This window comes from Campylobacter sp. RM9328, from assembly GCF_012978615.1.
Genome location: NZ_LIWF01000008.1, coordinates 1 through 24916 on the forward strand (window position 1 = coordinate 1; position 24916 = coordinate 24916).

The window sequence follows — 24916 nt, forward strand, 5'->3', positions numbered from 1 at the left end:
GTTTTTAATCTAAAAACTTTTGTTTTTTATTTATTAGTTTTAGTTTGCTAAGATAGCAAACTGGCTCAATCGATCACTTGTTTAGATTTCAAAGATTGACTAATAGTTTAACATTAATAATTTAAAAGAACAACGATAAAAAGGAAAGCTTTATTAACTCAAGAGGGTTAAAAGTGGTTTCTCTCAACTCGTGAGCTGGAATTATACAGGCATGATGCTTAAAGAAAGATTAAAAAGAGAGGGGAGATTGAAAAAAGTTGGGGAAAAATTTTCTACTTCTTACATTGGTTTGTAGAAGGGTCTAAAATACACGCATATCCAGTGTTTTGATGCACTAATATACTAACCGTTGAACTTCCATCTGATAAATTTATCCTGCAACTATCTTTTAAAAGCCTATCATATCCCCTTGCTGATCCACCGCCATTAGTAGTACTTACTGTGCGCATAGGTCTTCCTAGCTCATCAAAAGATATAGTTTGCGATCTATTTCTTCCGCAACTACCTTCAAGCGTAACATTTGTTACTCCATATCTCTTTCCTATGTTTAAGGACTGGTCGACTTTTTTACAAGCCACTTTAGAAATACCTTGCCAACCTGCGCTTAAAAGATGTCCGTTTTTTATTATATTACTAGCTGCTTCCGACACGGAATTTAAATTCCCGGTTCCATCCTTTGCTATGTCATGATATATATGATATTTCCAACTTGATTTATTTTTCTTGTCAATATTGCAATTGGTTACAGAGGTATTATTAAAAGTTAAATTCCAGCGTTTTTTATACCACTCTTTTTGTGGATCGCCTTTGCTGTCAAATTTAAATTTATCATCTTGCAAAGCCAAATGTTGTGCGTATCTTATGTGTGTAATTATCTGTTCGGCTGCCTCGCGTAAATTATCACGCTTAACTCTAGGCACAGCAAGAGCCGCTAAGATACCGGCTATAACTATAACCAAAACAAGTTCGATCATGGTAAAGGCTCTTTTACTTGCCAACTGCATCTCTTTCTCTTATATCAAATGCAGCTATAGTTTTATCAAAAATTTTAATCTTCACATCTGCAAATTTATAATCACGCGAATTTAAAAGAATTGTATCGCTGCTATTGCTTACATTAATATTATAAAACTTAAGTCTTAAGGTCAATTTGCTATCTTCGGTATAAATTTGATCCAAACCCATCTCTTTGAGCCTATTTGCAAGATCTCTAGCAACATCAAATTTATAAACAAAATGATTATTTGGCTCATCTATAAATTTATAAGCAATTTGGTTGAAAATCAAAAATAGCCAGTTTAATCCCAAAAACACAAGGATAAGTGCAGTTATCAGCCTGTAAGTTCTGCGAAATTGCGGTAAACGAACGCGGTATGAATTAAAAAACACCCTAACCATAAGCGGTGTTGCAATGATACAAAAAGGCAAAAATTCTTCCAGTTCAAGCTTTTGACGAACAGAAACCACCATGCAAAAACAAAACGAACAGATACAAACGAACCACAAAAGATCCTTTTTCTCTTTTATCCAAATTCTATAAAGAGTATAGACAAAAAAGATAAAAACAAATGGTGAAAAAACTGCAGCAAAGACCCCAAACGTATCCACAAAGTGTCCGCTTGGCCTGCCCCTGGTGTCAAAACCAAAAACATATAAACTAGCCAAAAAAAACAAAGCTCCAACCCATGACAAAAAGGCGTTTTTTCTATATAAACCGTATATAAAAAATGCCAAATAAAGTATCAAAAAGTCGCCGTCTATAAAAAACGAAGTAAAAAATAATACATAAAAAATTCTGTTATATCCGGCATGAAAAGCATAAAGTATGGCAAGTGTTAGAAATATACAAAGCCCTGCATTATTTAACACCAAAGCACTAGCAAGCGTGCCAGGAAGTAGCATAAAAAGTAAGGTGCATATAATGCGATCCGGCTCAAATTTGAGATAAAATTTACTTAATTTATAAAGCAAAACGACACTTGATGCGTGTAAAATAATCATTGGAAGGCGCAAAGCAAGATCGTTTTGTCCAAAAATGGCACAACTTGCGCGAACTAAATATCCTATAATCTCATTACTTTGAAAAAAAAGTCTTGCCTCATAATAACTAATGCTTAAATTTAATCCACAATACAACAACAAAGCAAGCTCAAATAGGCAGATTATAAATAAATTTCTAACCCTGGACGAACTTTCGTAAAATCTCATGCAGTTTTCTCTTTTTTAATGTCGTTAAAATACAAAATAGCCATAAAGATTATAGCTGCTAAAAGCATGAATGTCAAAAGTAGTAAAAATGCACTCCATCCTCCATTTTGATAAATAAAACTAGGGGCAAAGCTGCCAAGTGCACCGCCGGTATAGTAAAAGCTCACATAAAACCCATTCGTCATGGCTTTATACTGCTTTGCTCTGGCGTTTATGGTGCTTGAAGCCACAGAATGCGCTATAAAATTTCCTATACAAACAACAACCATCGCCGTAAATAAAACGATATAGTTATCAGACCAAAACATAAAAATACTTAGGATAAAGATCACTATGCCGATAAGAACCGCTAAAAAAGGGTTTTTAAAAAATTTGACGATGTTTTTAACATTAAACGCTATCAACACTCCCACAACATAACCAAGATACATCATGCCCGTTTTTGAACCGCTAAAATTTTCACCAAGACTCATCATGTAAAACGGAACAAAACTAAGTATGGCTTGAAAAGAGAAAAATACAAAAAATATCGAGGCGCAAATGTAAAAATTATGCTTTATCTTAAAAACCTCTTTAGCATCATGCAAGGTAGGCTTTATCGAATTTATGCTGCCGTCTTGAGATATTTTCTGTATCGCAAAAGCTAGCATGAGAAGAGAAATTCCAAGCGCAAGAAAGAAAAATCTCCAGCCAAAAATATCGGTAAAAAGCCCGGATAAAAACCTCGCTATAAATCCACCGATAATAGTAACCCCGACATATCTGCCGATATTTTGCCCTACTTCGCCGCTTGGGCTGTTTTGCGCGATATAGCTCATTATGCCTGTAAGTGCGGCAGGAGCGATAAGTCCTTGAATTCCTCGTATAAAAATGAGCAAATAATAACCGCTTGAAAGAGCAAATAAAATTTCTAAAATTCCAAATGATAAAAAGGCATAAAACAAAACGTTTTTTATGGAAAATTTCTCCAAAAAATATCCATAAACTATAGAAGCAACGGCAAGTGGAGCCAAAAAAGATGTTGTAAAAAGTGATGCTTGAAAACGTGAAATTTCAAGCATCTTTTCAAAGAGCGGCTGGATAGGTTGTGTGGCATACATGACGCACATCGCAAGAATTGCGGCTACATACATCAAGTAAAGATTCGCTCGTGCCACAAGTTTAGTCCACTAAATATGTATATCCCAGAAAAACTCGACCCACTCCGTCGCTTCTTTGACTCTATAATCAGGCAATAAAAGTGCCTTTTGTTTATAAAAAACAGTAGCGATTTTAATCTCCAAATCAGGATAGATTTTAAGCAATTCTCGCTTTATCTCAACCATGCTTTCGCCACTATCGATAATATCATCTACTAATAAAATTTTCTTATATCCGGTAAGGTTTGGGATATTAAAGATGTCGATAGTGTCTAGTTTATTTGTATTGTCATAGTGAATGGAATTTAGTGTAAATAAATTTCTGTTTTCAAGCGCAACTGCTAACGAGTGACCTAAAGTAAGTCCACCGCGTGCTATAGCCAGTATGACTTCAGGCTTAAACTCATCGTTTATTTGTTTTGCCATTTTTTGCACATCAAGTGCAAATTCCTCATAAGAATAAAACATAAATTTCCTTTTTTAATGAACTAAAAATATAATAAAACTAATAAAGGCAAGAACTATCACGCCAAGACTGATATCTTCAAATTCTCGCTTTAACAACTTAACTATCAAATACGCTATAAAACCAAAAGCCAAACCATTTGTGATCGAATACGTAAGTGGCATCAAAACAACGATAAAAAATGTCGCTATACTAACAGCCGTATCTTTAAAATTTACCGTTCCAAGCTCAGTAAACATAAGCACGCCGACCATTACAAGTACCGGATATATCGCATTTGCAGGTATAGCCTTAAACAACGGTAGCATAAAAAGCGTAAGGATGAAAAACGAACCGCAAAAAACAGCCGTAAGACCGGTTCTGCCACCCTGCTCAACTCCACTTGTGCTTTCTACAAAAGATGTTGTTGTACTAACTCCTATCATAGAGCCAACAACGGTAGCAACAGCATCTGCTTCTAATGTTTTTTCAAGTTTTTCAACACCGTCTTTTTTGCTCTCATCAAACATTCCAACACGCGTACCAATGCCTGTCAATGTACCGACTGAGTCAAATAGATCCGTAACAAAAAACACCACAATAACCGGCAAAAACGCTAATGTAAAATTCCCTGCTACATCAAAAAATACACTCTTTATATCAAGCTCTAAAAATATCGGAGCCATAGACGCGGGAAGTGAAATAAACTCGCTAGGATAAGGTGAGATACCTACTGTCCATGCCAAAGCAGATGTTAAAAATACCGCCAAGATAAAAGCACCTCTTATCTTCCAAGCCCAAAAAGCCACGACAAAAAATATCCCGGCGATACCTAAAAGCACTTGCGGATCTTTTAAATTTCCAAGTCCTACAAGAACCGCGTCACTGTTTACTACAATACCCATTTGCTGAAGACCGATAAAGCTTATAAACGTTCCGATACCGGCGCTTATAGCACGGCGAAGATCAAGAGGAATGGACTTTATAACCCAGATTCTAAAATTTGTAAAAGACAAAACAACAAAGATGATACCTGATAAAAAAACTACTCCAAGGGCTGTTTGCCATGCCATGCCCATGCCGATAACTAGTCCAAAGGTAAAATAAGCATTTAAGCCCATGCCTACGCTCATAGCAACAGGAGTGTTTGCCCAAAGTCCGTTTAATATAGTTGAAAATATCGTAATGAGCGCGGTCGCGGTAATAAGTGCATCCATGGGAAGCCCTGCTTTGCTCATAATGATAGCATTAACAGGCACGATATACATCATAGCAAGAAATGTCGTAAGCCCCGCACTAAATTCTTGCCTTACACTTGTGTTATTTTGCGCTAGTTTAAAAAAGTCCAATGTAAGCTCCTTTTTCGTGATTAGTAAGTTTTTATTTCGTTATATAAGCTATCGCGCTCAACAGGGATAAAGCCCGAAGTCTTTATCAAGTCGCAAAAAGTTTTTAAAGTAACCCCATGCGCGCTTGCGGCTCCAGCAGCACTTTGAATACTCTCTTTTTGTATAGTGCCGTCAAGATCATCAGCTCCAAATTCCTGAGCTATCATGGCCAAATTTAATGTCGAAGTAGCCCAGTAAGCCTTGATGTGAGGCATATTATCAAGCACCAAACGAGAGATCGCCATTGTTTTTAAAATTTCAACCGAACCCAAAAATTTCACGTCTTTAAGATAGTTGTTTTCCCTTTGATACACAAGCGGTATAAATGCATTAAATCCACCCGTAATATCTTGCAAATCACGAATTCTAAGCATATGATCGATACGGTCAGCCCTGCTTTCTATATGACCAAACAACATCGTAGCGTTGCTTTCTTTGCCTTTTTCGTGCCATTTTTTATGAATTTCAAGCCAATTTTGGCTACTTACTTTTCCTTTGCAAATTTTAGCCCTAACATCTTCGGCAAAAATTTCAGCCCCGCCCCCAGGCATGCTGTCTACGCCGTATTCAAGCATCTTTTCTATAACCTCATCGTAGCCAAGGGAGTAATGGCGTGATAAAAAGTCTATTTCAGCCGCAGTCATCGCTTTGACATGGATAGTTGGGTGTTTTGACTTAATCTTCTTAAAAATTTCTAAATACCACTGCCAGCCGCTTTGTGCGTTATGAGCTGAAACGATATGTACCTCTTTGGCTCCATTTTTAACGCTCTCGTCTACGATTTGCATTATCTCTTCGTGGCTCATTTTATAAGGATTTGGATTTTTGCGATGCGCGGAAAATGCACAAAATTTACAGACGTCAGCACAGATATTTGTAGGATTTATATGGCGATTTATGTTAAAAAAGACCTTTTTACCGTGCATTTGACGCCTTTTAGCATCAGCAAATTTTGCTAAATCAAATAGATCAAGTTCATAAAGTCCAAGCGCTTCCTCGGCGTTTATACGATCGCCGGACTCAAGTTTTTTAATCAAATTCATTATTATTTCTTTTCCTAAAGCTTAAACTAGTTTGGTGATTATATGAAAATAAAGCTTTGTTTTTGCAAAAATTTAATATCATTAGCGCTTACAAATTTTAAAGAGAGCTTTAGTTTATGTATAGTATCGAGGATATAAAACAAAATAAATTAATAATCAAGGCAGATGAGACCTTTGCTCAGTCACGTCAGAAAATGACAAAATTTTTCCAGAAAAACCAAGGTAGAAATTTTGTAAATTTTTTGATAAAAGAAAATGACGACTTTATAAAAACATACCTAAATGCACTGGTAAAAGAGTATTTTGGCGACTTTGCGCCTGAAACAGATGCATTTAGTCTTAGTATTTTAGCTACAAACAAATACGCCCAAGGCTTGGTTTCGGTTGATTCCGCTTTTGAAATTTTAATTGTTTATAAAAATATTCGCGGATATAACATCAAAAATTTTATCAAAACTTTCATCGAACTACTCCACTCTTCTTCTATAAATTTACAGATAAAAACGATAGAAATAGATGAACTTTTTTTACATTACAAAGACGATATAAAGGTAAAAAGTGAAATTTCATGGGTAAGATATATCTGTGGCTCAAAAAGTATCTACAGGATGGCAAAAACCCAAATTCAACTTGCAAAAGAGCACAATAAACTTGAGTTTTTAAGCTATCATTTAAAGCCGTTTTTACCGTTTGAAAACATAAAATACTTAGAGCAAGAGCCAAATCTAAAAACAGGCTTTGGCGGAAGTGATGAAATTTGGCACTTAAACTGCATACTAAACTGCCTTGACAGCGAGGTTTCGGTAAGAACTCAAGCTCTTAAGTTTATGGACGAGAAAGAAATTAGCGAGTTTAATCTAAACACCGACTTTTTAATGAGCCTAAAATCAGCTCTAAATTTAACCAAAAACTCCGATACCTTTATCGCTTCAAGCGTAGACGAAGTGACAAATTTAATGCAAACCAAGTCCAAAAAGACACAAGATACCGATAGTATAATAAGCCAAAAAATGCTTAGCAATATGAACAATATCGCGATATACTCACGCTTTTTGGCAGCGTCGCTTTGCAGACCTATGTTTAAAAGCGAGCTAAATTTCACTCAAAGAAGAGCCGCAAGACTTTCAAACGGACTATATCAGATACAAAACATAGTCTATACGCCAACACACAAAAAACCAGTTGGTATAAACAAGCTCATAAAAGAACTTTTATCCCTAAAAGATATAGACTATAAATTTGATATAAGCACTATTTTCTACATCAAAAGGGCGATCATAACAAAACCTGAGCTAGAAAAAGCGATAATGAATTTTAAAAAGATATTTGCAAGAAACAATACCTATTGTATCTTAAAAGCCTTGCTTGACGCCCAGATCATCCAAATTTTAGTAAAACCGATGGAGCACATATCGCAACTTGCACAATACGACGGTTATCACAACTTTACCGTTGATGAACACAGCGTTCTTAGTGTCAAATACCTTGAAAACATAAAAGATAAATTTATAAAAAATTTATACAGCGAGCTTTGTGCCGAAGGTCGCATAATGCTTAAAATGGTCACTTTAATGCATGATGTCGGCAAGGGTGTAAGTGGCGATCACAGCGTAGTTGGCTCAAATATCTTCCGCGCATACGCAAACAAGCTAGAGCTTAGCGCAAAAGCGACAAACACGGGTGTCACACTGATAAAGTATCATACTCTAATGAGCAACATCGCAAACAGAGAGGACATCTACTCGCAACGCGTGATATTTGGCTTCATATCAAAGCTAGCAGAAAAGCAAAATTTAAAGCTTCTTTACATTCTTAGTTACTGTGTCATAAATGCCACTAGCGAAACACTTTACACCCCATACACGGCAAAGCTACTCAAAAAACTATACGACCTATCATACGAGAGCTTTGACGATGAGACGCTACTTGATGAAGCAACAAGGCGTGTAAAAAAAGAACATAGTATAAAAAGAAACGAGGAATTTGAAAGGCTTGATGATGCTATAAAAGCAAAACTACTTAAAATTTCATCAAATTTATTATTTGCAAAACATAGTGTGGTCGATATCATAAACATAGCAAAACGTGCGTATAACCTAACATCAACTCAAATGGACGTCTTAAACAACCAAAGCTTAAGTGTAAAAATCATCTCAAACGAAAATTTAAATTTATCCGCCCTACTTGCAGTTTTGGCTGCTTACGATCTTGCATATATGGAAATTTATGAGTTGTTTGACGATAAATTTTTCATCCGCTTGGAATTTAACAAAAATGTAAAAAATAGCGAACTCTTAAATTTAAAAGTAAAGGCCGATGAGGCACTTCATAGTAATGAAAACATCAAGCTTGAATCCCCTAAGATAAGCCGCGATGAGATAACTTTTGACATAAACCACTCAAACGAATACGCAAGGCTCAATATAAACGCCAAAGATCAAAGAGGGTTAATGGCATACGTGATGAGTGTATTTGGCAAAATGAACTTTAAGATCACAAGCGCAAAGGTGCAAACTATCAAAAATCGCACACGCAACCTTTTCCTAATAGAAAAAAACGATGAGCTGTGTTATAATGCCGAAAAAATTTTAAAACTATTAATAAGCGAGTAAAATATGTGTGGAATAGTAGGATATATCGGAAAAGACGAAAAAAGAAATATAATCATAGACGGACTTAGAGAGCTTGAATATCGCGGATATGATAGCGCGGGCATGGCTGTCATGAGCCAGGATGAGATAAGCTATTTTAAGGCTGTTGGCAAGCTTGATAATCTAGCCGACAAGACCAAAGATTTTAGCTCAAGCGGTCTTGGTGTAGCTATAGGTCACACAAGATGGGCTACACATGGCAAACCAACCGAGATCAACGCTCACCCGCACCTTGGCGAGCACTCTTTTGTTGTTCATAACGGCATTATTGAAAATTACAAAGAGTTAAAAGAAGAGCTTGAGGGCAAAGGCGTAAAATTTCTAAGTCAAACGGATACCGAGGTCATAGTTCATCTTTTTGAAGAGAACTTAAAACATATAAAAGATCCTTTCAAAGCCTACGAAGCAACAATCGCAAGACTTCACGGAGCTTACGCCACGCTACTTATAACCAAAACAGCGCCAAATAAAATTTTCTTTGCCAAAGTTGCTGCACCTCTTGCCATCGGCAAAAACGATAAAAACGAAATTTACTTTGCCTCTTCGGATGCTCCGTTAATCGGCGTTGCAAAAGAGGTTTCATATCTTGACGATAAAGCTTACGGTGTAGTAAGTATAGATAGTATTGAAATTTACAAAGACGGAAAAAAGATAACTCCACACTTTTCAACACTACCAAAAGATAGAAGTTATGCCCAAAAAGAGGGTTATAGATTTTTCATGGAAAAGGAAATTTACGAGCAAAATACCGTTGTTTCCGAAGCCATAATGGGACGCGTTAAAAACGGTAAAATTTGTCTTGAAAATTTAACCGATGAATATCTAAAAAATATCGACGACATCGTGCTTTGCGCTTGTGGCACAAGCTATCATGCGGCACTTACCGCAAGCTATCTTTTTGAGCGTTTAGCAGACGTTAGGGTTAAGGTCGAATTTGCCAGCGAATTTAGATACCGCAAGCCTAAGCTTAACACAAATTCTCTATTTATCGTTATCTCTCAAAGCGGCGAAACAGCCGACACACTTGAAGCTTTAAAGATCGCAAAAGAGGCTGGACTTAAAACCTTAGCGATATGTAATGTTGATAACTCGTCTATCGTGCGTCTTGCCGACACAACTCTTCTAACTAGAGCCGGCATAGAAAAAGGCGTGGCTAGCACAAAGGCGTTCGCAACACAGATCGTTTTACTTTGGATGCTTGTTTTGCAAATGGCAAGCGCAAAAAAAAGCATAAGCCAAAGCGAGCTTGATACTGAAATTTCAGCCTTACTTCATATACCTCAAATTTTAAATATCGACAATAGCTTGCAAGAGCGTATTCACCGTCTTGCAAAACATTATCTGCATGGACATGGATTTTTCTTTATCGGAAGAGATATATTCTATCCGCTAGCTCTTGAAGGGGCATTAAAACTAAAAGAAATTTCATATCTACACGCGGAGGGTTATCCTGCAGGAGAGATGAAACATGGCCCTATAGCACTTGCCGATGATAGGCTATTTACTATCGCACTAATGCCTCAAACAACGCTTTATGAAAAGACAAAAAGCAATGTTGAAGAGCTTGCAGCAAGGGATGCCTACATACTAGCCATAAGCCCAAATGAGTTTGAGCTAAGCGATGATTTTATAAAAACAAGCAAGCAAGAACACCCTATGAGCGAGTTTTTTGAAATGATGATAATACTTCAAATTTTTGCTCTTGAAATTTCAATAAGACTTGGCAACAACGTAGACATGCCAAGAAACCTAGCAAAAAGCGTAACCGTAGAATAACTTCATATCTTGCCTGACCACAGATCAAAGCGATAAAAAACGCTTTGATTTTAGTCAGGGCAGACTCTAAATTTTAAAACTAACCTAAAATTTCGACCAAGCGAGACCTTGTCTCCTCACCCCATTCGCTTGCACTTATCACGCCGTCAACATCGCAAAGCTTTGCTTCATTTACCATGCAGTATTCGCTAAGTGCATTTTTGTATCCGCCTCTTATGCAAGCCTCTTTACCGATTAAAAATCCGGCTCCGCCGAATACCAATGCTCCAAGGTCAAAACACATCTTTATTCTAGCGCTAGAGCCACTCCTGACCCATGATAAAAAAATTTCATCATACCTTAGACTAAGTGCTCCGATACCGTCAGGAACAACCATCATATCTATACCATAAAGACTTTCTCCATAAATTTCAGGATGAAGCCTTATCCCGCTTTCATCGATAATCTCGGCTTTAAAAGCATAAGTTTTTACACTTATTTTTTCAAAAGTGCGTAAAAAACTATGTATCTGAGCAAAATTTAGCAAATTTACCTTGTCATATAACAAAATACCAACTTTCATCTCTATCCTTTATCAAAAATCTCAGCTAAATTTTAATGAAGCGCCTCATTTAACTTTATTGCTCTTTTACTTGCACTAGCGGTGATTTGTCCTGTTTGACTATTCTGACGGAAGTGAAGTCCACTTACTCCAGATAGCTCAAGACCTTTATAAATTTCTTTTTCAAATTTAAACTCAGGATTTATCAGGGCTAATTTACCGCGCTCTTCCTTGCTTATATACACTTTCGTTCCTTCAAGCACAGCTATGCCTGCGTCTACAATGCACTTGTCTCCAAGAGGTATGCCGGTAACCGAATTTGCACCAAGCAAGCAGTTTTTACCGATACTTACTGGGTTGCCATTTGTTCCGCTTAAGACGCCAAGTATGCTAGCTCCTCCACCGATATCGCTTCCCTCGCCAACCACCACCGAACTACTTACACGCCCTTCTATCATCACGCTTCCTGTAGTTCCCGCGTTAAAATTCACATACGCAGCTCCAGGCATAACGGTTGTTCCTGCGCTTATTAAAGCACCCATCCTAACCTTTGCACTATCAAGGATTCTCGTGTTATCACAAGGTATGATATGACTTAAATATCTTGGAAATTTATCTACGCTAACTATTGTAGGATACTCACCGTTCATCTTTAAATTTACCTCGTTTTGACGTAACCATTCAAGCTCGATCGGTTTGCTGTTTGCATCCCAAGCGACATTTGGCAGCACACCAAATGCTCCATCAAGCACAAGACTTCTAAGTGGCGCTTTTTGTAAACTAAGCAGATAAAGTTTAAGGTAAACAACCTCTACACTTAACGGTTTTGTATCTTCAAATATAAAAACAACACGAAATTTACCAACATTTTTTTGCTCTTCAAGAGCGTGTTTTACATTATAAACCACCTCAACATTTTTATGTGTTTGCATCTCATCTTTAAACACACCAAGAAGTTTCCATGCTTTTTTTGCTGCTCTTTGGCTAAATTCCGCCACAAATTCACTGCCATTAAAATCAACACTTATCCCATCTTCGCTCAAAGCCCAGATAATAGCTGCCGCACTTAAAAAATTTTCCTTAAAACTTACGGCCGCATAGCTTGCTTGCAAGATCTTATCTTGATCTAGCTGGCCTTTATCGACCCTTGCGATACCAAAAGCGATCGGGTCTTTATAGCCTTCGCTTGCTCTTAGGGTTTCGCAAAATTCTTTAAATTCATTGGCTGTTTTTATTTCGATTTTTGACATTTTTGCTTCCTGATTTTTTAAAAGAGTTTAGCAAATTTTGTATAAAAGATTGATGATTGAAAAATGAGAGTAAAATTTAAATTTATATGAAAGAAAAATGGTAACAAAATTCTAAGTCAAGCAAATCCGGTGTCGACTTAGAATTTTAATTAGCTTAAAAGTATTATTTACTGCAAGCTGACTGTCCATCCATTACAGGCTGTATAGCAGAGTTATCGGCACCGCCGTCATTATTTATCTTTTCTATCTCTTCCCAAAGCTTTTTAGCTGCCTCTTCGTAGCGTTTTGCAGTTATGCTTTCAGGCTGATAAAAGCTTATAGGCTTACCGCTATCGCCACCTACACGCACTGCCGGCTCGATAGGAATTTCAGCTAAAATTTGAGTGTTATAATCTTTAGCTATAGCCTCTGTTGTGCCCTTGCCAAAGATATCATACTCTTTACCGTTATCAGGACAGATAAAACCGCTCATGTTTTCTACTATTCCTGCGATTGGGATATGTAGTTTTTCAAACATATCTAGTCCGCGTTTACTATCATCAAGTGCAACAACTTGAGGTGTAGTAACACATACTCCGGCAGTTACAGGCACGTTTTGAGCTAAAGTTAGTTGCGCATCACCGGTTCCTGGAGGCATATCTAAGAACAATATATCAAGCTCGCTCCAAAGCACGTCTTTTAGTAGCTGCTCGATCGCTTTCATTATCATAGAGCCACGCCAAATTAACGAAGCACCCTCTTCCATCAAAACACCCATACTCATCATCTCAACACCGTGACTAAGGATAGGCTTTAGTTTGTTGCCGATAACTTGCGGTTGAGTTTGTGTCTCGCCTAACATTCTAGGGATATTTGGACCGTAAATATCAGCATCTAAAATTCCCACTTTTTTACCAAGTTTAGCCATAGATATAGCTAGATTTAGAGTTGTGGTTGACTTGCCAACGCCGCCTTTACCAGAGCTAACCATGATGAAATTTTTTATCTGAGGTGCGATATTTTTACCGCTAACTGAGTTGCTTTTCTCATCAGGTATCTTTGGCTGAGCGATACGAATAATCGCCACATGCGGTGTTAAAACACGCTTAATATCCTCTTTTAGCTCTTTTACCATCTCAGGATTTGAGCTTACTATCTCAACATCAACCTCTATCGGATCGCCCTCTTTAACGCTTTTTACAAAGCCAAAATCCACAATACTTTTTTCAAAGCCAGGATATATAACGCCTTTTAGGCGCTTTAAAATTTCCTCTTTATTTAACATTATTTTCCTCCGTTATCTTTCTTGAAATTTTATATGCACAAAATTTTGGACCACACATAGAACAAAAGTGCGCCTCTTTAAACACATCTTGAGGCAAGCTCTCGTCATGCAGCTCTCTTGCCTTATCAGGATCAAGCGCTAGTTCAAACTGCTTGTTCCAGTCAAAATTATATCTAGCATCGCTCATTGCATGATCGCGATCTATCGCTCCTGCTCTACCGCGAGCTATGTCGGCTGCGTGCGCTGCGATCTTATGGGCGATTATACCGTCTCTTACGTCAGCGGCATTTGGCAAGCCAAGATGCTCTTTTGGAGTAACATAACAAAGCATAGCTACACCATAAGATGCCGCCAAAGCCCCACCTATAGCACTTGTGATATGATCATATCCAGCACCTATATCAGTAACAAGTGGACCTAGCACATAAAACGGTGCATTATGACACCACTCTTGCTGAATTTTGACGTTGTATTCGATTTGATTTAACGGCACGTGTCCTGGACCTTCGACCATAACTTGCACGTTTTTATCCCATGCTCTAAGCGTAAGCTCGCCAAGTACCTTTAACTCGCTCAACTGCGCTTCATCAGTTGCATCATACAAGCAGCCTGGACGCAGACTATCTCCTAAAGAAAGAGCAACATCATACTTAGCGCAGATATCTAAAATTTGATCAAATGCCTCATAAAAAGGATTTTCTTTATGGTAGTGCATCATCCAAGTCGCCATAAGGCTTCCACCACGACTTACTATGCCCATTTTACGCTTTGATATAAGCGGCATAAATTTAAGTAAAAACCCGGCGTGTATCGTAAAATAGCTAACACCTTGTTTTGCCTGCCGCTCGATCACTTCAAGCATCGCTTCAATGGTCAAATTTTCTATCTCGCAAACATCATGTATGATCTGATACATCGGAACAGTACCAAGAGGAACGTTGCAATTTTTAATTATCGCCGTTCTTATCTCGTCAAGATCGCCTCCCGTGCTTAAGTCCATAACCGTGTCTGCACCGTATTTTAGACAAATATCAAGCTTTTCAAGCTCGCCGTTTATATCACTAACAAGACTTGAATTGCCGATATTTGCATTTACTTTTGTTTTTGCGTCTATACCGATCGCCATCGGGATTAAATTTGTGTGATTTATATTTGCAGGTATTATCATGCGTCCTTTTGCTACACACTCTCTAACAAAGTCAGGCTCTAAACCCTCAACCTTTGCGACATGGTGCATTTCAGGCGTTATGACACCCTGTTTGGCGTAATACATCTGCGTTGGAGTAGCATCGTTTTTACGCTCTTTTATCCACTCTTTTCTCATGATTTTTCCTAAAATGAAATCGGATAATTTTACTGCATTTTAACTTCTGTTATGCTTTAACATAAATTTATGTCTATCTTTTCAAATTTACAAAGCAAAATTCAAGTTTTATAGATGTATAATATCGTAACATTTTGATGTTTATTTACATAAAATACTCTTTAAAACAACATGCTTTAAAGTTGTTTTATGTTTTATTTTTTGCCTTTTCTCACAAAAATCTTAATAATGTTTCTAAAAGAAACCAAAAATATCAAACAAAAGGCAAAGCAAGGAGATAGATTTGCTAGATATTACACTTATTATGCTTGGAGCCGGGGATTCTACGCGTTTTGGACTACCGGTAAAAAAACAATGGCTAAGAGTAGGTTCTGATCCGCTTTGGCTAGTGGCAACTAAAAATTTGAGTGGTTTTTACTCATTTAAAGATGTTATAGTTGTTAGTAAAGAGAGTGAGTATATGTCCTTTTTCGCGCCAAATTATAAATTTATAAATGGTGGACAAACTCGCCAAGAAAGCCTAAAAAACGCACTTTCACTAGTAAAAAGCGAATTTGTTTTAGTAAGCGATATAGCACGCCCGATGATACCAAAAGAGCTTTTTAATAAAATCATAGAAGGCGCGAAGCAAGCAGACTGCGTAGTTCCTGCACTTAAGATCGCAGACACTGCCTATCTTGGCGAAGAGGCTATCGATAGAGAGAGAGTAAAACTTATACAAACCCCTCAACTTTCACGCACAAATTTACTAAAACAAGCGCTTGAAACAGATGTTACCTATACAGACGATAGCTCTGCTATAAGAGCAGTCGGCGGGTCTGTTTGGCATATTTTAGGAGATGAAAGAGCTAGAAAAATAACCACAAAAGAGGATCTTTCACGGCTTAACCTTGTCTCTCCTAGCCTTGAACAATTTGTCGGCACGGGATTTGACGTGCATGAGTTTGCAAAGGGCAGAGAGCTCTGGCTGTGCGGGGAAAAGCTTGAATTTGAACTAGGGTTAAAGGCTCACAGCGACGGAGATGTAGCGCTTCATACTTTAACAGATGCGATCTTGGGAGCTGCAGGGCTTGGCGACATAGGAGAGCTTTTTCCTGATACGGACGCAAATTTTAAAGACATAAGTTCGATGTTTTTGCTAAAAGAGGCTTATAAAAAAGTCCAAAGCGTTGGTTTTGAGCTTGTAAATGCAGACATAACGATAATGGCTGAAAAACCAAAAATTTCTAAATTTAAAAGAAAAATGGCGGAAAATATCGCGGTCGCTTTGAATTTAACACCAAATCGCATAAACGTAAAAGCAACTACCACCGAAAAACTTGGCTTTGTTGGACGTGGCGAAGGCATAGCCGTTATAGCAAGTGCGAGTTTAAAATATTATGACTGGACAAAAATATGAAAATTTTAATAGTAGAAAATGAAATTTACCTAGCAGGCTCTATCGCAAGTAAATTAGCTGACTTGGGTCACGAATGCGAGATAACAAATAACGTCAAAGACGCACTTAAATACGAAAATTTCGATGTTGTGCTACTTTCTACAGCACTTCCGGGGCAAGACTTCTACCCTGTGATAGATAAATTTCAAGATGCTATCATCATACTTCTTATCGCTTATATCAGTAATGATACCGTTTTAAAGCCGATACAAGCGGGAGCAAATGACTACATCCAAAAGCCTTTTATGCTTGAAGAACTCGTTAGAAAGATAAGGCATTTTGAAGAACACAAACGCATGAAAGCACTTTTACAAAGCTACGAAGACTACATACAATACACTCTTCGCAACTACAAAATAGACGACATAGACGTCAAAAAGGTAAAACTCCCTCTTTTAATACGCACGTCAAAAATACCTTATGCGGACAAATTTGTCCAGCTTTATATGAGCGAGATGAAGACCCCTTTTATCTTCTGTCCGGCAACTAAACTAGCCCAGATCGATAAAATTTTAAAACAAAATCCAAAAGAGTATCTTTATATCTCAAATTTTCAACTACTAAAAAATGACGAACAAGAGAGAATTTTATCGTTTTCATACAAAAAAAAGATAGTCATCTCAACAACAGACCTAGAGCTATCCGTGCCTTTTGATACGCTTGATATAGTAAATAAGGCGCAAGGATTTAGCGTGGATGAGATAGTAACTATCGACGAATACATAAGACACATTATAACCACATATCAGGATAGATTTCCAGATACGGAACTATCTAAAAAACTTGGAATTTCACGTAAATCACTTTGGGAGAAAAGAAAAAAATATGATATCCTCAAGAAAAAATAAAACTATAGCCATAAGCACCGAAGCGTTTGGAACGCTTGAACTTATCAAAAACAACATCATCTCAAATTTTAGCTCTTTTATGGACTATGATCAGATAAAAGCAACGAACAAATACGGTTTTTTCGAGAGTGAGCCGATGCCTTACTCTTTTGGATTTGCTCCATTTGGCGATGAAAATCAAGCAGTCGTAAAAAGCTTAAAACAAGGAGAGAGAGTAAATTTATCGCTAAAAGGTGAGATAATCGGGCATGTGGATGCAGATAAAATTTTTAAACTAGATAAACAAACAAGTGAAAAAAATATATTTTTAGCTAACGAATCAACAAGTGTCCATCAGATGAGACTTGGAGAATACGCCCTAAGCGGAGAATTTGAAATTTATGACCAAGAGCTAAAAAAGACAAAACAACGCCTTCAAAAGGTCATTAAAGAAACGGGTGCAAAGAGGATAACTGCGCTTTTCCTTACTGCTGATCCATTTAACCGAGCACATGAGCGCCTAGTGAGAATGACGATAGATAAAACCGACTTGGTTATTGTGTTTTTAGTAAGAACAACGCAAGATAGTCATATAAACTACGACTTGCGCAAAGAGGTACTTGAGTATTTTAACCAAAACTACTTACCGTCAAATAGGATTTTTATATTTCCGTTAAGAAACACAACCCTTTTTAGTTCACATAAAAATCCAACACTTGAGTATATAACTGCTCACCATTTAGGAGCAGACAAGCTAGTTATCGGGCAAAATCACACAGGCATAGGTATGTTTTTTGATCAAAACGAAGCCCATACTATACTTGATAAATACAAAGACGCTTTAAAGATGGATATCATCATCTTACCTGAACTTGTTTACTGTAACAAGTGCAAAACTCTTGTAAGCACAAAAACATGCCCGCATGGTGCACATCATCACATCAAATACCATCCAGACACTATAAAAACGCTACTTTTTCAAGGTATTTTGCCGCCTGCTATCTTGATACGCCCGGATATATCGGCGCTTATTTTGTCACAAATTTTACCGGATAGGTTTAAAGATATTCAAAAACTATGCGATGATTTATTTCCAAATTCAGGTCTTCTTGAAAAACGCAGCGATCGCGACTTTTATGAAGAGTTAATGAAACTTTATCAAACATCATCAATGACTTAAGGACGATACATGCAAAAATTATTTTTGACATTTTTTGGCACTGGGCTTTTACCAAAAGCTCCTGGGACTTGGGGTTCGCTAGCCGGTATGGTTTGCGCATATATAATTCTTGCGTATTTTTCTTCTACGACGCTGTTTTTAGCTAGTATTTTGCTGTTTTTGCTTGGCGTAAGCGCAGTGGAAAGCTATGAAAAAATAACCGGTAAACACGATAGTTCACATATCGTTATAGATGAAGTTGCAGGTGTATTTTTAGCGATAGCTATTAGTGGAGCTACGTTTGCTCAAATTTTGCTATCGTTTTTATTTTTTAGACTACTTGACATCAAAAAGCCGTCTATTATCGGACGTATAGACAGAAATGTCAAAGGCGGACTTGGTGTTATGGGAGATGATATGGTCGCTGGATTTTTCGCGGGACTTATGAGTGCGATAGCTTATGGTATATGCCTAAAATTTGGTATAAGTTTGATCTAAGCTCGTTAATATACGAGCTTTTATCTTGCTCTATTTTTTCTATTCTCTACGCCTTGGCTTTCATACTCCTCTATCTCGACGACATACTCGGGATTTTTCTTCTTAAGTCCGGCGTTTAATACGGTTATTATCTTAGCATCGGCATTTTTATGACTACATATAAGAAGAACCAAATTTAAATATATTCCCGCTTCTTGAGGCGCTTTTCCGTTTTGTTTTTGTGGAAATTTAAACTCTTCTATAAATTGACTTACAACCATAGCTAGATCATCTTTGCTCTTTTTGCTATCAGAAGCTATACTGATAAGATCTTTTATGCTAGTCTCTTTTTTGGGAGTTGCTTGCTTTGCGGACTTAGGAGCCACTTTATGTTCTATGTCGTCATTTTTTATAAATTTGATCAAAACCATCATAAGCACGATAATAGCGATTAAAAAAATCGCTATTATAACAAGCAAAATCGTGCTTTGTGTGCTCATATTAAAGTCTTGAACAGATATTACGTTTTGGATACGCTAGAAGCGTAATCGCCACCATAACACCTATCATGATCCAAATAAAATCCGGTACCGGCAACGGATCTCCTGCTGCATACGAGTGCATACCCGCCAAGTAGAAATTCACACCAAAATACGTCATAAGTATCGCCCAGTATGCAAAAAACGATGCAACAGCAAAGGCGTATTGGTTATTAAGCTTTGGTATAAATCTAATATGTAAAACTGCCGCATAAACCAGTATCGACACAAGAGCCCAGGTCTCTTTACTATCCCAACCCCAGTATCTACCCCAGCTTTCATTTGCCCAAACACCGCCTAAAAAGTTTCCTAAAGTTAGCAAGCTAAGACCAAGTATCATCGCCATCTCATTTATACGGGTAGCCTCTGTAATGTTGCGTGAAATTTCTTCGTTTGGTTTTTTCTTGCTTTGCATGATGATAAGTATAAGTACAAAACCGCCAAGCAATGCACAAAGCCCTAAAAATCCATAACTAGCCGTAATAATAGAAACATGGATCGTTAGCCAGTAGCTTTGAAGAACAGGCACAAGCGTTGTTATCTGTGGGTCCATCCAGCTTAAATGTGCAACAAAAAGCGTAACACCGGCAAGTATAGATGTAAGCGCGATAGCTATCGGGCTACGTTTTGAAAACACTATACCAGAAAGACCAAGCGCCCAAGCGATATATACCATAGACTCATAGGCATTACTCCAAGGAGCGTGTTCTGCGATATACCAGCGAAGCCCAAGACCAATGGTATGAACTGCAAATGCAAGTAAATTTATGCCATATATCACCTTAACGATCTTGTCGATATTTAGCTTTGGAGCTAACATTTTTATAAACACAAACAGTAACAACACTAAGCCGGCTAGTAAATATATCGGTGTTAAGCGATCAAAAACTTGCAGCTTGTTAAACAAAAGCTCGGTTTCTATCTTTTGCTTTGCAGGCATTATTTGTGAGCCGTAGTTGTTTTGATACTCAAAAATTTTATCCAAAGCCTTATCCGCTTCACTCCATTCTTGAGTTTTTACCGCATTATCAACTGCTGTAAAATAATCCCTCATCATGCCTATAACCAAATTTCCCTCTTCAGGAGAAAAATACATCATTGCCGATGCAGGAGAGTACCAAGTGTTTGATGGATCATCTTGTTTTGGAAAAATTTTAAATATCTCTCCTATAAACATCATATAAAAGACATTTAGCCTTTCATCTATCTTGATCACATCTTTATCAAAAGTGCCACGCGAGCCAGGGTGTTTGCGGTTAGCTTGTTCGGCAAATTTAGTAAGCTTATACTCGCTTCTGCCATCCTTACCTAGTTTAAAAAAGTCGTTAAAACTAGCGTATTTTGCATTTTCAGATACTCCCAAAACCTTTTTTAACTCGCTGCTTGACCCAAGTGCGATCACAAATTCATTACGCCAAAACTCCGGCATAACCATTATGGAAAGCGCTGCTTGGTTTGAGTCAAGCGAACCGATACGATCTTTTCTGTGAAATTTGTTTAATACTTCTTTACTAAGCGTATCAAAAGGTTTCATCCTGCCGTCAGGACTTTGCACGATAAGCCTTGAAAGCTTTTTGGCATGCTCTGGACTTATACGAGGCAAGAAGTCGTCAGCCGCTTTTAGCTGAGTTAAATTTAAAGCAAAAAGTCCGATCACAAGGAAGCTTGCTACTTTTTTTACAGAGTCGTTATCTATCAGTTTTGCTAGCTTTCTAAATCTACTTGTGGGGTTTACTACATTTAAGAAAAATCCTATGCCAAGCAAAAAGTATCCGATATAAGTCGGGATCTTGCCGGGGTCTTTGTTTACTGATAGTATTGTTCCGCGCTCATCTTGATCATATGAGCTTTGGAAAAATCTATATCCATCATAATCTAAAACGTGATTCATATATATCCTATAATCAAAACTTGGACTATCTCCATCTTTAACGACAACTTCACTTGCATAGCTCATTGGGGAATTTGAGCCAGGGTATCTTTTTAATTCAAAATCTTTTAAATACAAACTAAAAGGAAGCTTTATCTGTTGAAGTCCCCAAGATGCGTTAAACTGCTGACCTGCGACTGTAGCTTTACTAGGCTCTATAAGGTTATAAAACAGTGGAATTTCTTTGCTCTCACCCTTATATGTTAAAAGCACGTTTACTACGTCAAATTCGCCGTTTTGATTTGCCATGAGCTTTCTTTTTGCCTTAGCTGAAATAAATTTAGATATAAAATTTACTCCCTCTATCGTGTATAAATTTTTCTCTTCAAACTCATTTACACTCTCTGGGCTAATCACACTTTTAGAACTATCTATCATTGAAATTTTACTTAACTCCATGCTTGAAGTAACGCTAAATTTTCCATTTTCTAGTTTAAAAAGAACAAATTTTTGATTAGATTTTGGCATTGTGTTAAATAAGAAGCTTATATCACCTGCAACGACTTCTTCGCCCTCAAGTAGATATACATCTTCTCTATTTTCATCATCAGAGATCGTTAGCTCTATAACGGCTCTTCCACCCTCATCGTCGACAAATCTATATGCGGCGCTTGGCAGATACTCTACAAATTTCATATTAGCACTATCTTGACCGATCTTGAGCTTTATATCAAAGCCGTTTGTTACTATGTCGTTAAATGAACGAGGTATCGAAGTAGTAACCTCTTGTCCATCAACCAACGAACTTAGACTTATGTATGTGCCTTTTGTTGTTACAATATTAGTTTGGGAATTTTCTCTAATATGCACATTGCCTTCAAATCCAAAATACCTAGTTATCCCTGCGCCTATAAGTATAACTATAAAACCTGCATGAAAAAGCAATGACGGGAGTTTTTTGACATTTAAAAGCTTATATTGATAAATATTGTAGGCTAAATTTATACCTAACAATAACTGCACAAATGCAAACCAACCAGCACCATATACATAAAACCATGCGGCTTCGGTACCAGACTTACTCTCAATAATGGTTGCCGCGCCACTTCCGATAGCAAAGATGATCATCAATACTATCGCTGAACTCATACTTAAAAAAACTGATTTAAAACCAAACATTAAATACCTTTGTTGTGTAATCGCACAATTATATAATAAAATATTTAACGCAACCGTTAATTATATGGTTTTTTAGGGAGTTTGTGAGGAAGCTAAAGATATAGCGTAAAATTCATATAAATTTATTATAAATTTTACGCTCTTAAGGATTGGTTGTCAAAAAGCGAGCTACCGATAGATATTTTATCTTAGATAGCTGCCTTGTTTTTTCTCGGTAGAAACAGGTTTATTTTGTAGCTCCTCTTGCTCACTTAATGCATCTTTGCCTTTTAGGTATGCGATTATCGCTCCAAGATCTTGGTTGTTTACTATCTTGGCCTGTGTTTGCATAAGTAGTCTTCCACCCTTGCCAAATTCCGTATCACTTCTATATGAAATTATAGAGTCTTCTATATCCTGGGCACTTAAATTTTTAAGAGCTGTTGATCCATAAGGTCGTTTGTCTGCATTTTCACCGTGACAGCTCATGCACTGCTTTTCATACAGTTCTTTTCCTAAAGATGCGCTATATCTACCTTTGCGATCGACGCCGATTTTTACTATCCTGTTATCTTTGTATTTTCTAGGGTCTTCGTCGATGAAAACTTGAATTTTCTCATTTTTTTCATTGGCCTGTTTTGTTGCCATATCAGCAAGTTCTTTGCCAAACTCTCCATACGCTCTTATATAGTAAACTTCTGAAGCGCCAAATACACTTGCCGCAAAAACACACGCCAAAAAAGAAATTTTAAAAATTTTCATAAGCTTCCTTTTAAATGTCCTAAATTTAAAAATCCCAAGTTAGGGATACTAACTTGGGATTATATCATAAGCTTGTTAAATAAAGCTAAGTGAATTAGAATGAGTATCTAGCCTCAAATCTATATTTTTGAGAATCGCGATCAGATGCACCTTTTTCATCATAGTTAGCCCATGAGTAGAATGTGCTGAATTTTAGCTTTTTGTTGTATTGGTAAGCTACAGCAGGCATTACTTCTTGGTAATCTGTTTCATTACCTCCAGTGTATTTAACTGTACCAGCTACATAATCAACACTAAATTTAAATTTATCAATTCCATAACCTAGTTTAGCAAACCAGAAGTTACCTTTACCTTCAGCTAATGTATAATCACCAACTTTATCAGAGAATTGCTCAGCAACATCTATTAAAGAGCCTTGGTCTTCTAGGCTAAATGATGTCATGCCTTTGTTTTTAACATCATATCCGATATAACCAGCAGTTGCGTTAACGCCAAAGAATTCGCCAGATAACTCACCTGCATAGAATTTACCGTCATTATAATCAAAGCCTAGAGCTTTTCCTGCATTTTTAATATCTGAATTTGCATCAGAATTTACAAATTGACCTTTAAAGCCGATATTTACATCATTAGTAACATCAAAATCACCTGCTAGTTCAAGAGCAAGAAGGTCTGTTAGGTTTTCAAGAGAAGCATACCATAGTTGGAAACTAATAGGATCATAAGAACCGATAGCAGCTACACCATATAGGTTACCTGCATCATATTGCTCTAGTGTTCTGCCAGCAATAGGAGCTGGAAGCTTAGCTGTTACTGCTTCAAAATCATAAAGACCGCCATCACTCTCTTGCTTATCATTTTCAAGTCCATCAAATGCTATAGCAGCTAGAGTTAAGCCCTCTACATCTTTATTTAAAACCTTAATACCTGTGCCAATAGCATCATCAGTAAAGAATGTACCTAGAGTTTGTTTACCTGCTGTGATTGTAGTGTTAGCATAAGTATATCCTAGGTAAAATTGATGGATGCCTAGATTACTATCATTATTTACATTTGTTTTGTCTGTTCCAGTGTTTGTTCTGCCTGAATCGTCAGTCTTGTTATATCTAAGACCTATAACGCCAAAGAAGTTATCATCGATAGCCGCTTTGAAGTTAGCTATAAATTTAAACTGATGTCCTGCGCCAGTTGTGCTTCCAACTGCATCATCTGTAGTTTTATTTGTATAGCGGTATCTTGCCATACCTGAAACGTCTACATTTTTAATAGCCTCTTCAAGTGGAGTAGCAGAAGCAACGCTTGAGAAAGCACCTAAAGCAACCAAAGTAGCTAGACTAATTTTAGCTAATTTCATTTTCTAAGTCTCCTTTTAAGAAATATTGTGAAAGCCATTATAATACAGATTTTTTGATTTTAAGCTTAAAAAATCATAAAAATCTACGAATTTGTTACCGTGTATTTACCGTATATAGAGCAAATATGCTTTTGTTAAGAAAAAGGACTTGCTAATGTAATATGAAAATATGCAAAAAATAATTTTATAAAAAGAATTATGACAAAAAAGCATGAAAGATAAGGAAAGGGGCGAAGTTCCATCACAGCCCCTTAAAAGGAGTTCTAGTTTTGATTGCTTGGTGAAATTATAGTCAATGACAGT

20 protein-coding genes are annotated in these 24916 nt (G+C 37.1%); 6 read left to right on the forward strand and 14 right to left on the reverse strand.

Annotated features, from left to right (window positions below; translation table 11 throughout):
• Positions 1-272: 272 nt before the first annotated feature.
• The 6 genes from CCAL9328_RS06400 to mqnE are packed head-to-tail and all read right to left on the reverse strand — an operon-like array spanning position 273 to position 6226.
• Positions 273-998, reverse strand: coding sequence for a pilus assembly FimT family protein (locus CCAL9328_RS06400; protein ID WP_169937850.1), 726 nt, complete (start codon positions 996-998; stop codon positions 273-275).
• Positions 988-2208, reverse strand: a complete 1221-nt coding sequence (locus tag CCAL9328_RS06405; protein ID WP_169972215.1) for a glycosyltransferase family protein — start codon at positions 2206-2208, stop codon at positions 988-990. The genes CCAL9328_RS06400 and CCAL9328_RS06405 overlap by 11 nt, the downstream gene beginning before the upstream one ends.
• Positions 2205-3365: an MFS transporter gene (locus CCAL9328_RS06410; RefSeq protein WP_169972216.1), complete on the reverse strand. Its 1161-nt coding sequence runs from the start codon at positions 3363-3365 to the stop codon at positions 2205-2207. Before CCAL9328_RS06410 ends, CCAL9328_RS06405 begins: the two co-directional genes overlap by 4 nt.
• 12 nt (positions 3366-3377) lie before the next feature.
• A complete protein-coding gene (locus CCAL9328_RS06415) occupies positions 3378-3815 on the reverse strand; it encodes a phosphoribosyltransferase (RefSeq protein WP_169937844.1) in 438 nt (145 codons plus the stop codon).
• A 12-nt stretch (positions 3816-3827) separates the two neighbouring features.
• Positions 3828-5141 carry an NCS2 family permease gene (locus tag CCAL9328_RS06420; RefSeq protein ID WP_169972217.1) on the reverse strand — a complete coding sequence of 438 codons (1314 nt, stop codon included), beginning with the start codon at positions 5139-5141 and terminating at the stop codon, positions 3828-3830.
• Between the two features lie 20 nt (positions 5142-5161).
• Positions 5162-6226, reverse strand: coding sequence for an aminofutalosine synthase MqnE (gene mqnE, locus CCAL9328_RS06425; protein WP_349304197.1), 1065 nt, complete (start codon positions 6224-6226; stop codon positions 5162-5164).
• A 113-nt stretch (positions 6227-6339) separates the two neighbouring features.
• Between mqnE and CCAL9328_RS06430 the strand changes: the two genes are divergently transcribed.
• On the forward strand, positions 6340-8835 hold the full coding sequence (locus tag CCAL9328_RS06430; protein ID WP_169972218.1) for an HD domain-containing protein: 2496 nt from the start codon (positions 6340-6342) through the stop codon (positions 8833-8835).
• A 3-nt stretch (positions 8836-8838) separates the two neighbouring features.
• The gene (gene glmS, locus CCAL9328_RS06435) at positions 8839-10650 is read left to right on the forward strand and encodes a glutamine--fructose-6-phosphate transaminase (isomerizing) (RefSeq protein WP_170000283.1); all 1812 of its coding nucleotides are present in this window, start codon (positions 8839-8841) and stop codon (positions 10648-10650) included.
• Positions 10651-10729: 79 nt separating this feature from the next.
• Here the strand turns inward: glmS and CCAL9328_RS06440 are convergent, their stop codons facing one another.
• From CCAL9328_RS06440 to thiC, 4 genes are all read right to left on the reverse strand, one after another.
• The gene (locus CCAL9328_RS06440; RefSeq protein ID WP_169937834.1) at positions 10730-11212 is read right to left on the reverse strand and encodes a type 1 glutamine amidotransferase family protein; all 483 of its coding nucleotides are present in this window, start codon (positions 11210-11212) and stop codon (positions 10730-10732) included.
• A 32-nt stretch (positions 11213-11244) separates the two neighbouring features.
• The gene (locus tag CCAL9328_RS06445) at positions 11245-12441 is read right to left on the reverse strand and encodes a tetrahydrodipicolinate N-succinyltransferase N-terminal domain-containing protein (RefSeq protein ID WP_169937832.1); all 1197 of its coding nucleotides are present in this window, start codon (positions 12439-12441) and stop codon (positions 11245-11247) included.
• A 163-nt stretch (positions 12442-12604) separates the two neighbouring features.
• A complete protein-coding gene (locus CCAL9328_RS06450) occupies positions 12605-13705 on the reverse strand; it encodes an Mrp/NBP35 family ATP-binding protein (protein WP_170000284.1) in 1101 nt (366 codons plus the stop codon).
• Positions 13695-15029, reverse strand: coding sequence for a phosphomethylpyrimidine synthase ThiC (thiC, locus tag CCAL9328_RS06455; protein ID WP_169972221.1), 1335 nt, complete (start codon positions 15027-15029; stop codon positions 13695-13697). Before thiC ends, CCAL9328_RS06450 begins: the two co-directional genes overlap by 11 nt.
• A 283-nt stretch (positions 15030-15312) precedes the next feature.
• Here thiC and CCAL9328_RS06460 point away from each other — a divergent pair, with 283 nt between their 5' ends.
• Genes CCAL9328_RS06460 through CCAL9328_RS06475 form a run of 4 tightly spaced genes read left to right on the forward strand, consistent with a single transcriptional unit; the run spans position 15313 to position 18951 of the window.
• The gene (locus tag CCAL9328_RS06460; RefSeq protein WP_170000285.1) at positions 15313-16428 is read left to right on the forward strand and encodes a bifunctional 2-C-methyl-D-erythritol 4-phosphate cytidylyltransferase/2-C-methyl-D-erythritol 2,4-cyclodiphosphate synthase; all 1116 of its coding nucleotides are present in this window, start codon (positions 15313-15315) and stop codon (positions 16426-16428) included.
• Positions 16425-17315 carry a response regulator gene (locus tag CCAL9328_RS06465; RefSeq protein WP_169937824.1) on the forward strand — a complete coding sequence of 297 codons (891 nt, stop codon included), beginning with the start codon at positions 16425-16427 and terminating at the stop codon, positions 17313-17315. Before CCAL9328_RS06460 ends, CCAL9328_RS06465 begins: the two co-directional genes overlap by 4 nt.
• A complete protein-coding gene (locus CCAL9328_RS06470) occupies positions 17293-18474 on the forward strand; it encodes a sulfate adenylyltransferase (protein ID WP_169972223.1) in 1182 nt (393 codons plus the stop codon). The genes CCAL9328_RS06465 and CCAL9328_RS06470 overlap by 23 nt, the downstream gene beginning before the upstream one ends.
• 9 nt (positions 18475-18483) lie before the next feature.
• On the forward strand, positions 18484-18951 hold the full coding sequence (locus CCAL9328_RS06475; RefSeq protein ID WP_170000286.1) for a phosphatidylglycerophosphatase A family protein: 468 nt from the start codon (positions 18484-18486) through the stop codon (positions 18949-18951).
• Between the two features lie 20 nt (positions 18952-18971).
• Here the strand turns inward: CCAL9328_RS06475 and CCAL9328_RS06480 are convergent, their stop codons facing one another.
• The 4 genes from CCAL9328_RS06480 to CCAL9328_RS06495 all read right to left on the reverse strand — a co-directional run bounded on the left by CCAL9328_RS06480 (position 18972) and on the right by CCAL9328_RS06495 (position 24613).
• Positions 18972-19430 (reverse strand): fatty-acid--CoA ligase, encoded by a 459-nt coding sequence (locus CCAL9328_RS06480; protein ID WP_170000287.1) that lies wholly within the window; start codon positions 19428-19430, stop codon positions 18972-18974.
• 1 nt (position 19431) lies between these two features.
• Positions 19432-22518 (reverse strand): cytochrome c biogenesis protein CcsA, encoded by a 3087-nt coding sequence (locus tag CCAL9328_RS06485; protein WP_170000288.1) that lies wholly within the window; start codon positions 22516-22518, stop codon positions 19432-19434.
• Positions 22519-22701: 183 nt separating this feature from the next.
• The gene (locus CCAL9328_RS06490) at positions 22702-23259 is read right to left on the reverse strand and encodes a c-type cytochrome (RefSeq protein ID WP_169937815.1); all 558 of its coding nucleotides are present in this window, start codon (positions 23257-23259) and stop codon (positions 22702-22704) included.
• 94 nt (positions 23260-23353) lie between these two features.
• Positions 23354-24613, reverse strand: a complete 1260-nt coding sequence (locus CCAL9328_RS06495) for a major outer membrane protein (RefSeq protein ID WP_170000289.1) — start codon at positions 24611-24613, stop codon at positions 23354-23356.
• Between the last annotated feature and the right edge of the window lie 303 nt (positions 24614-24916).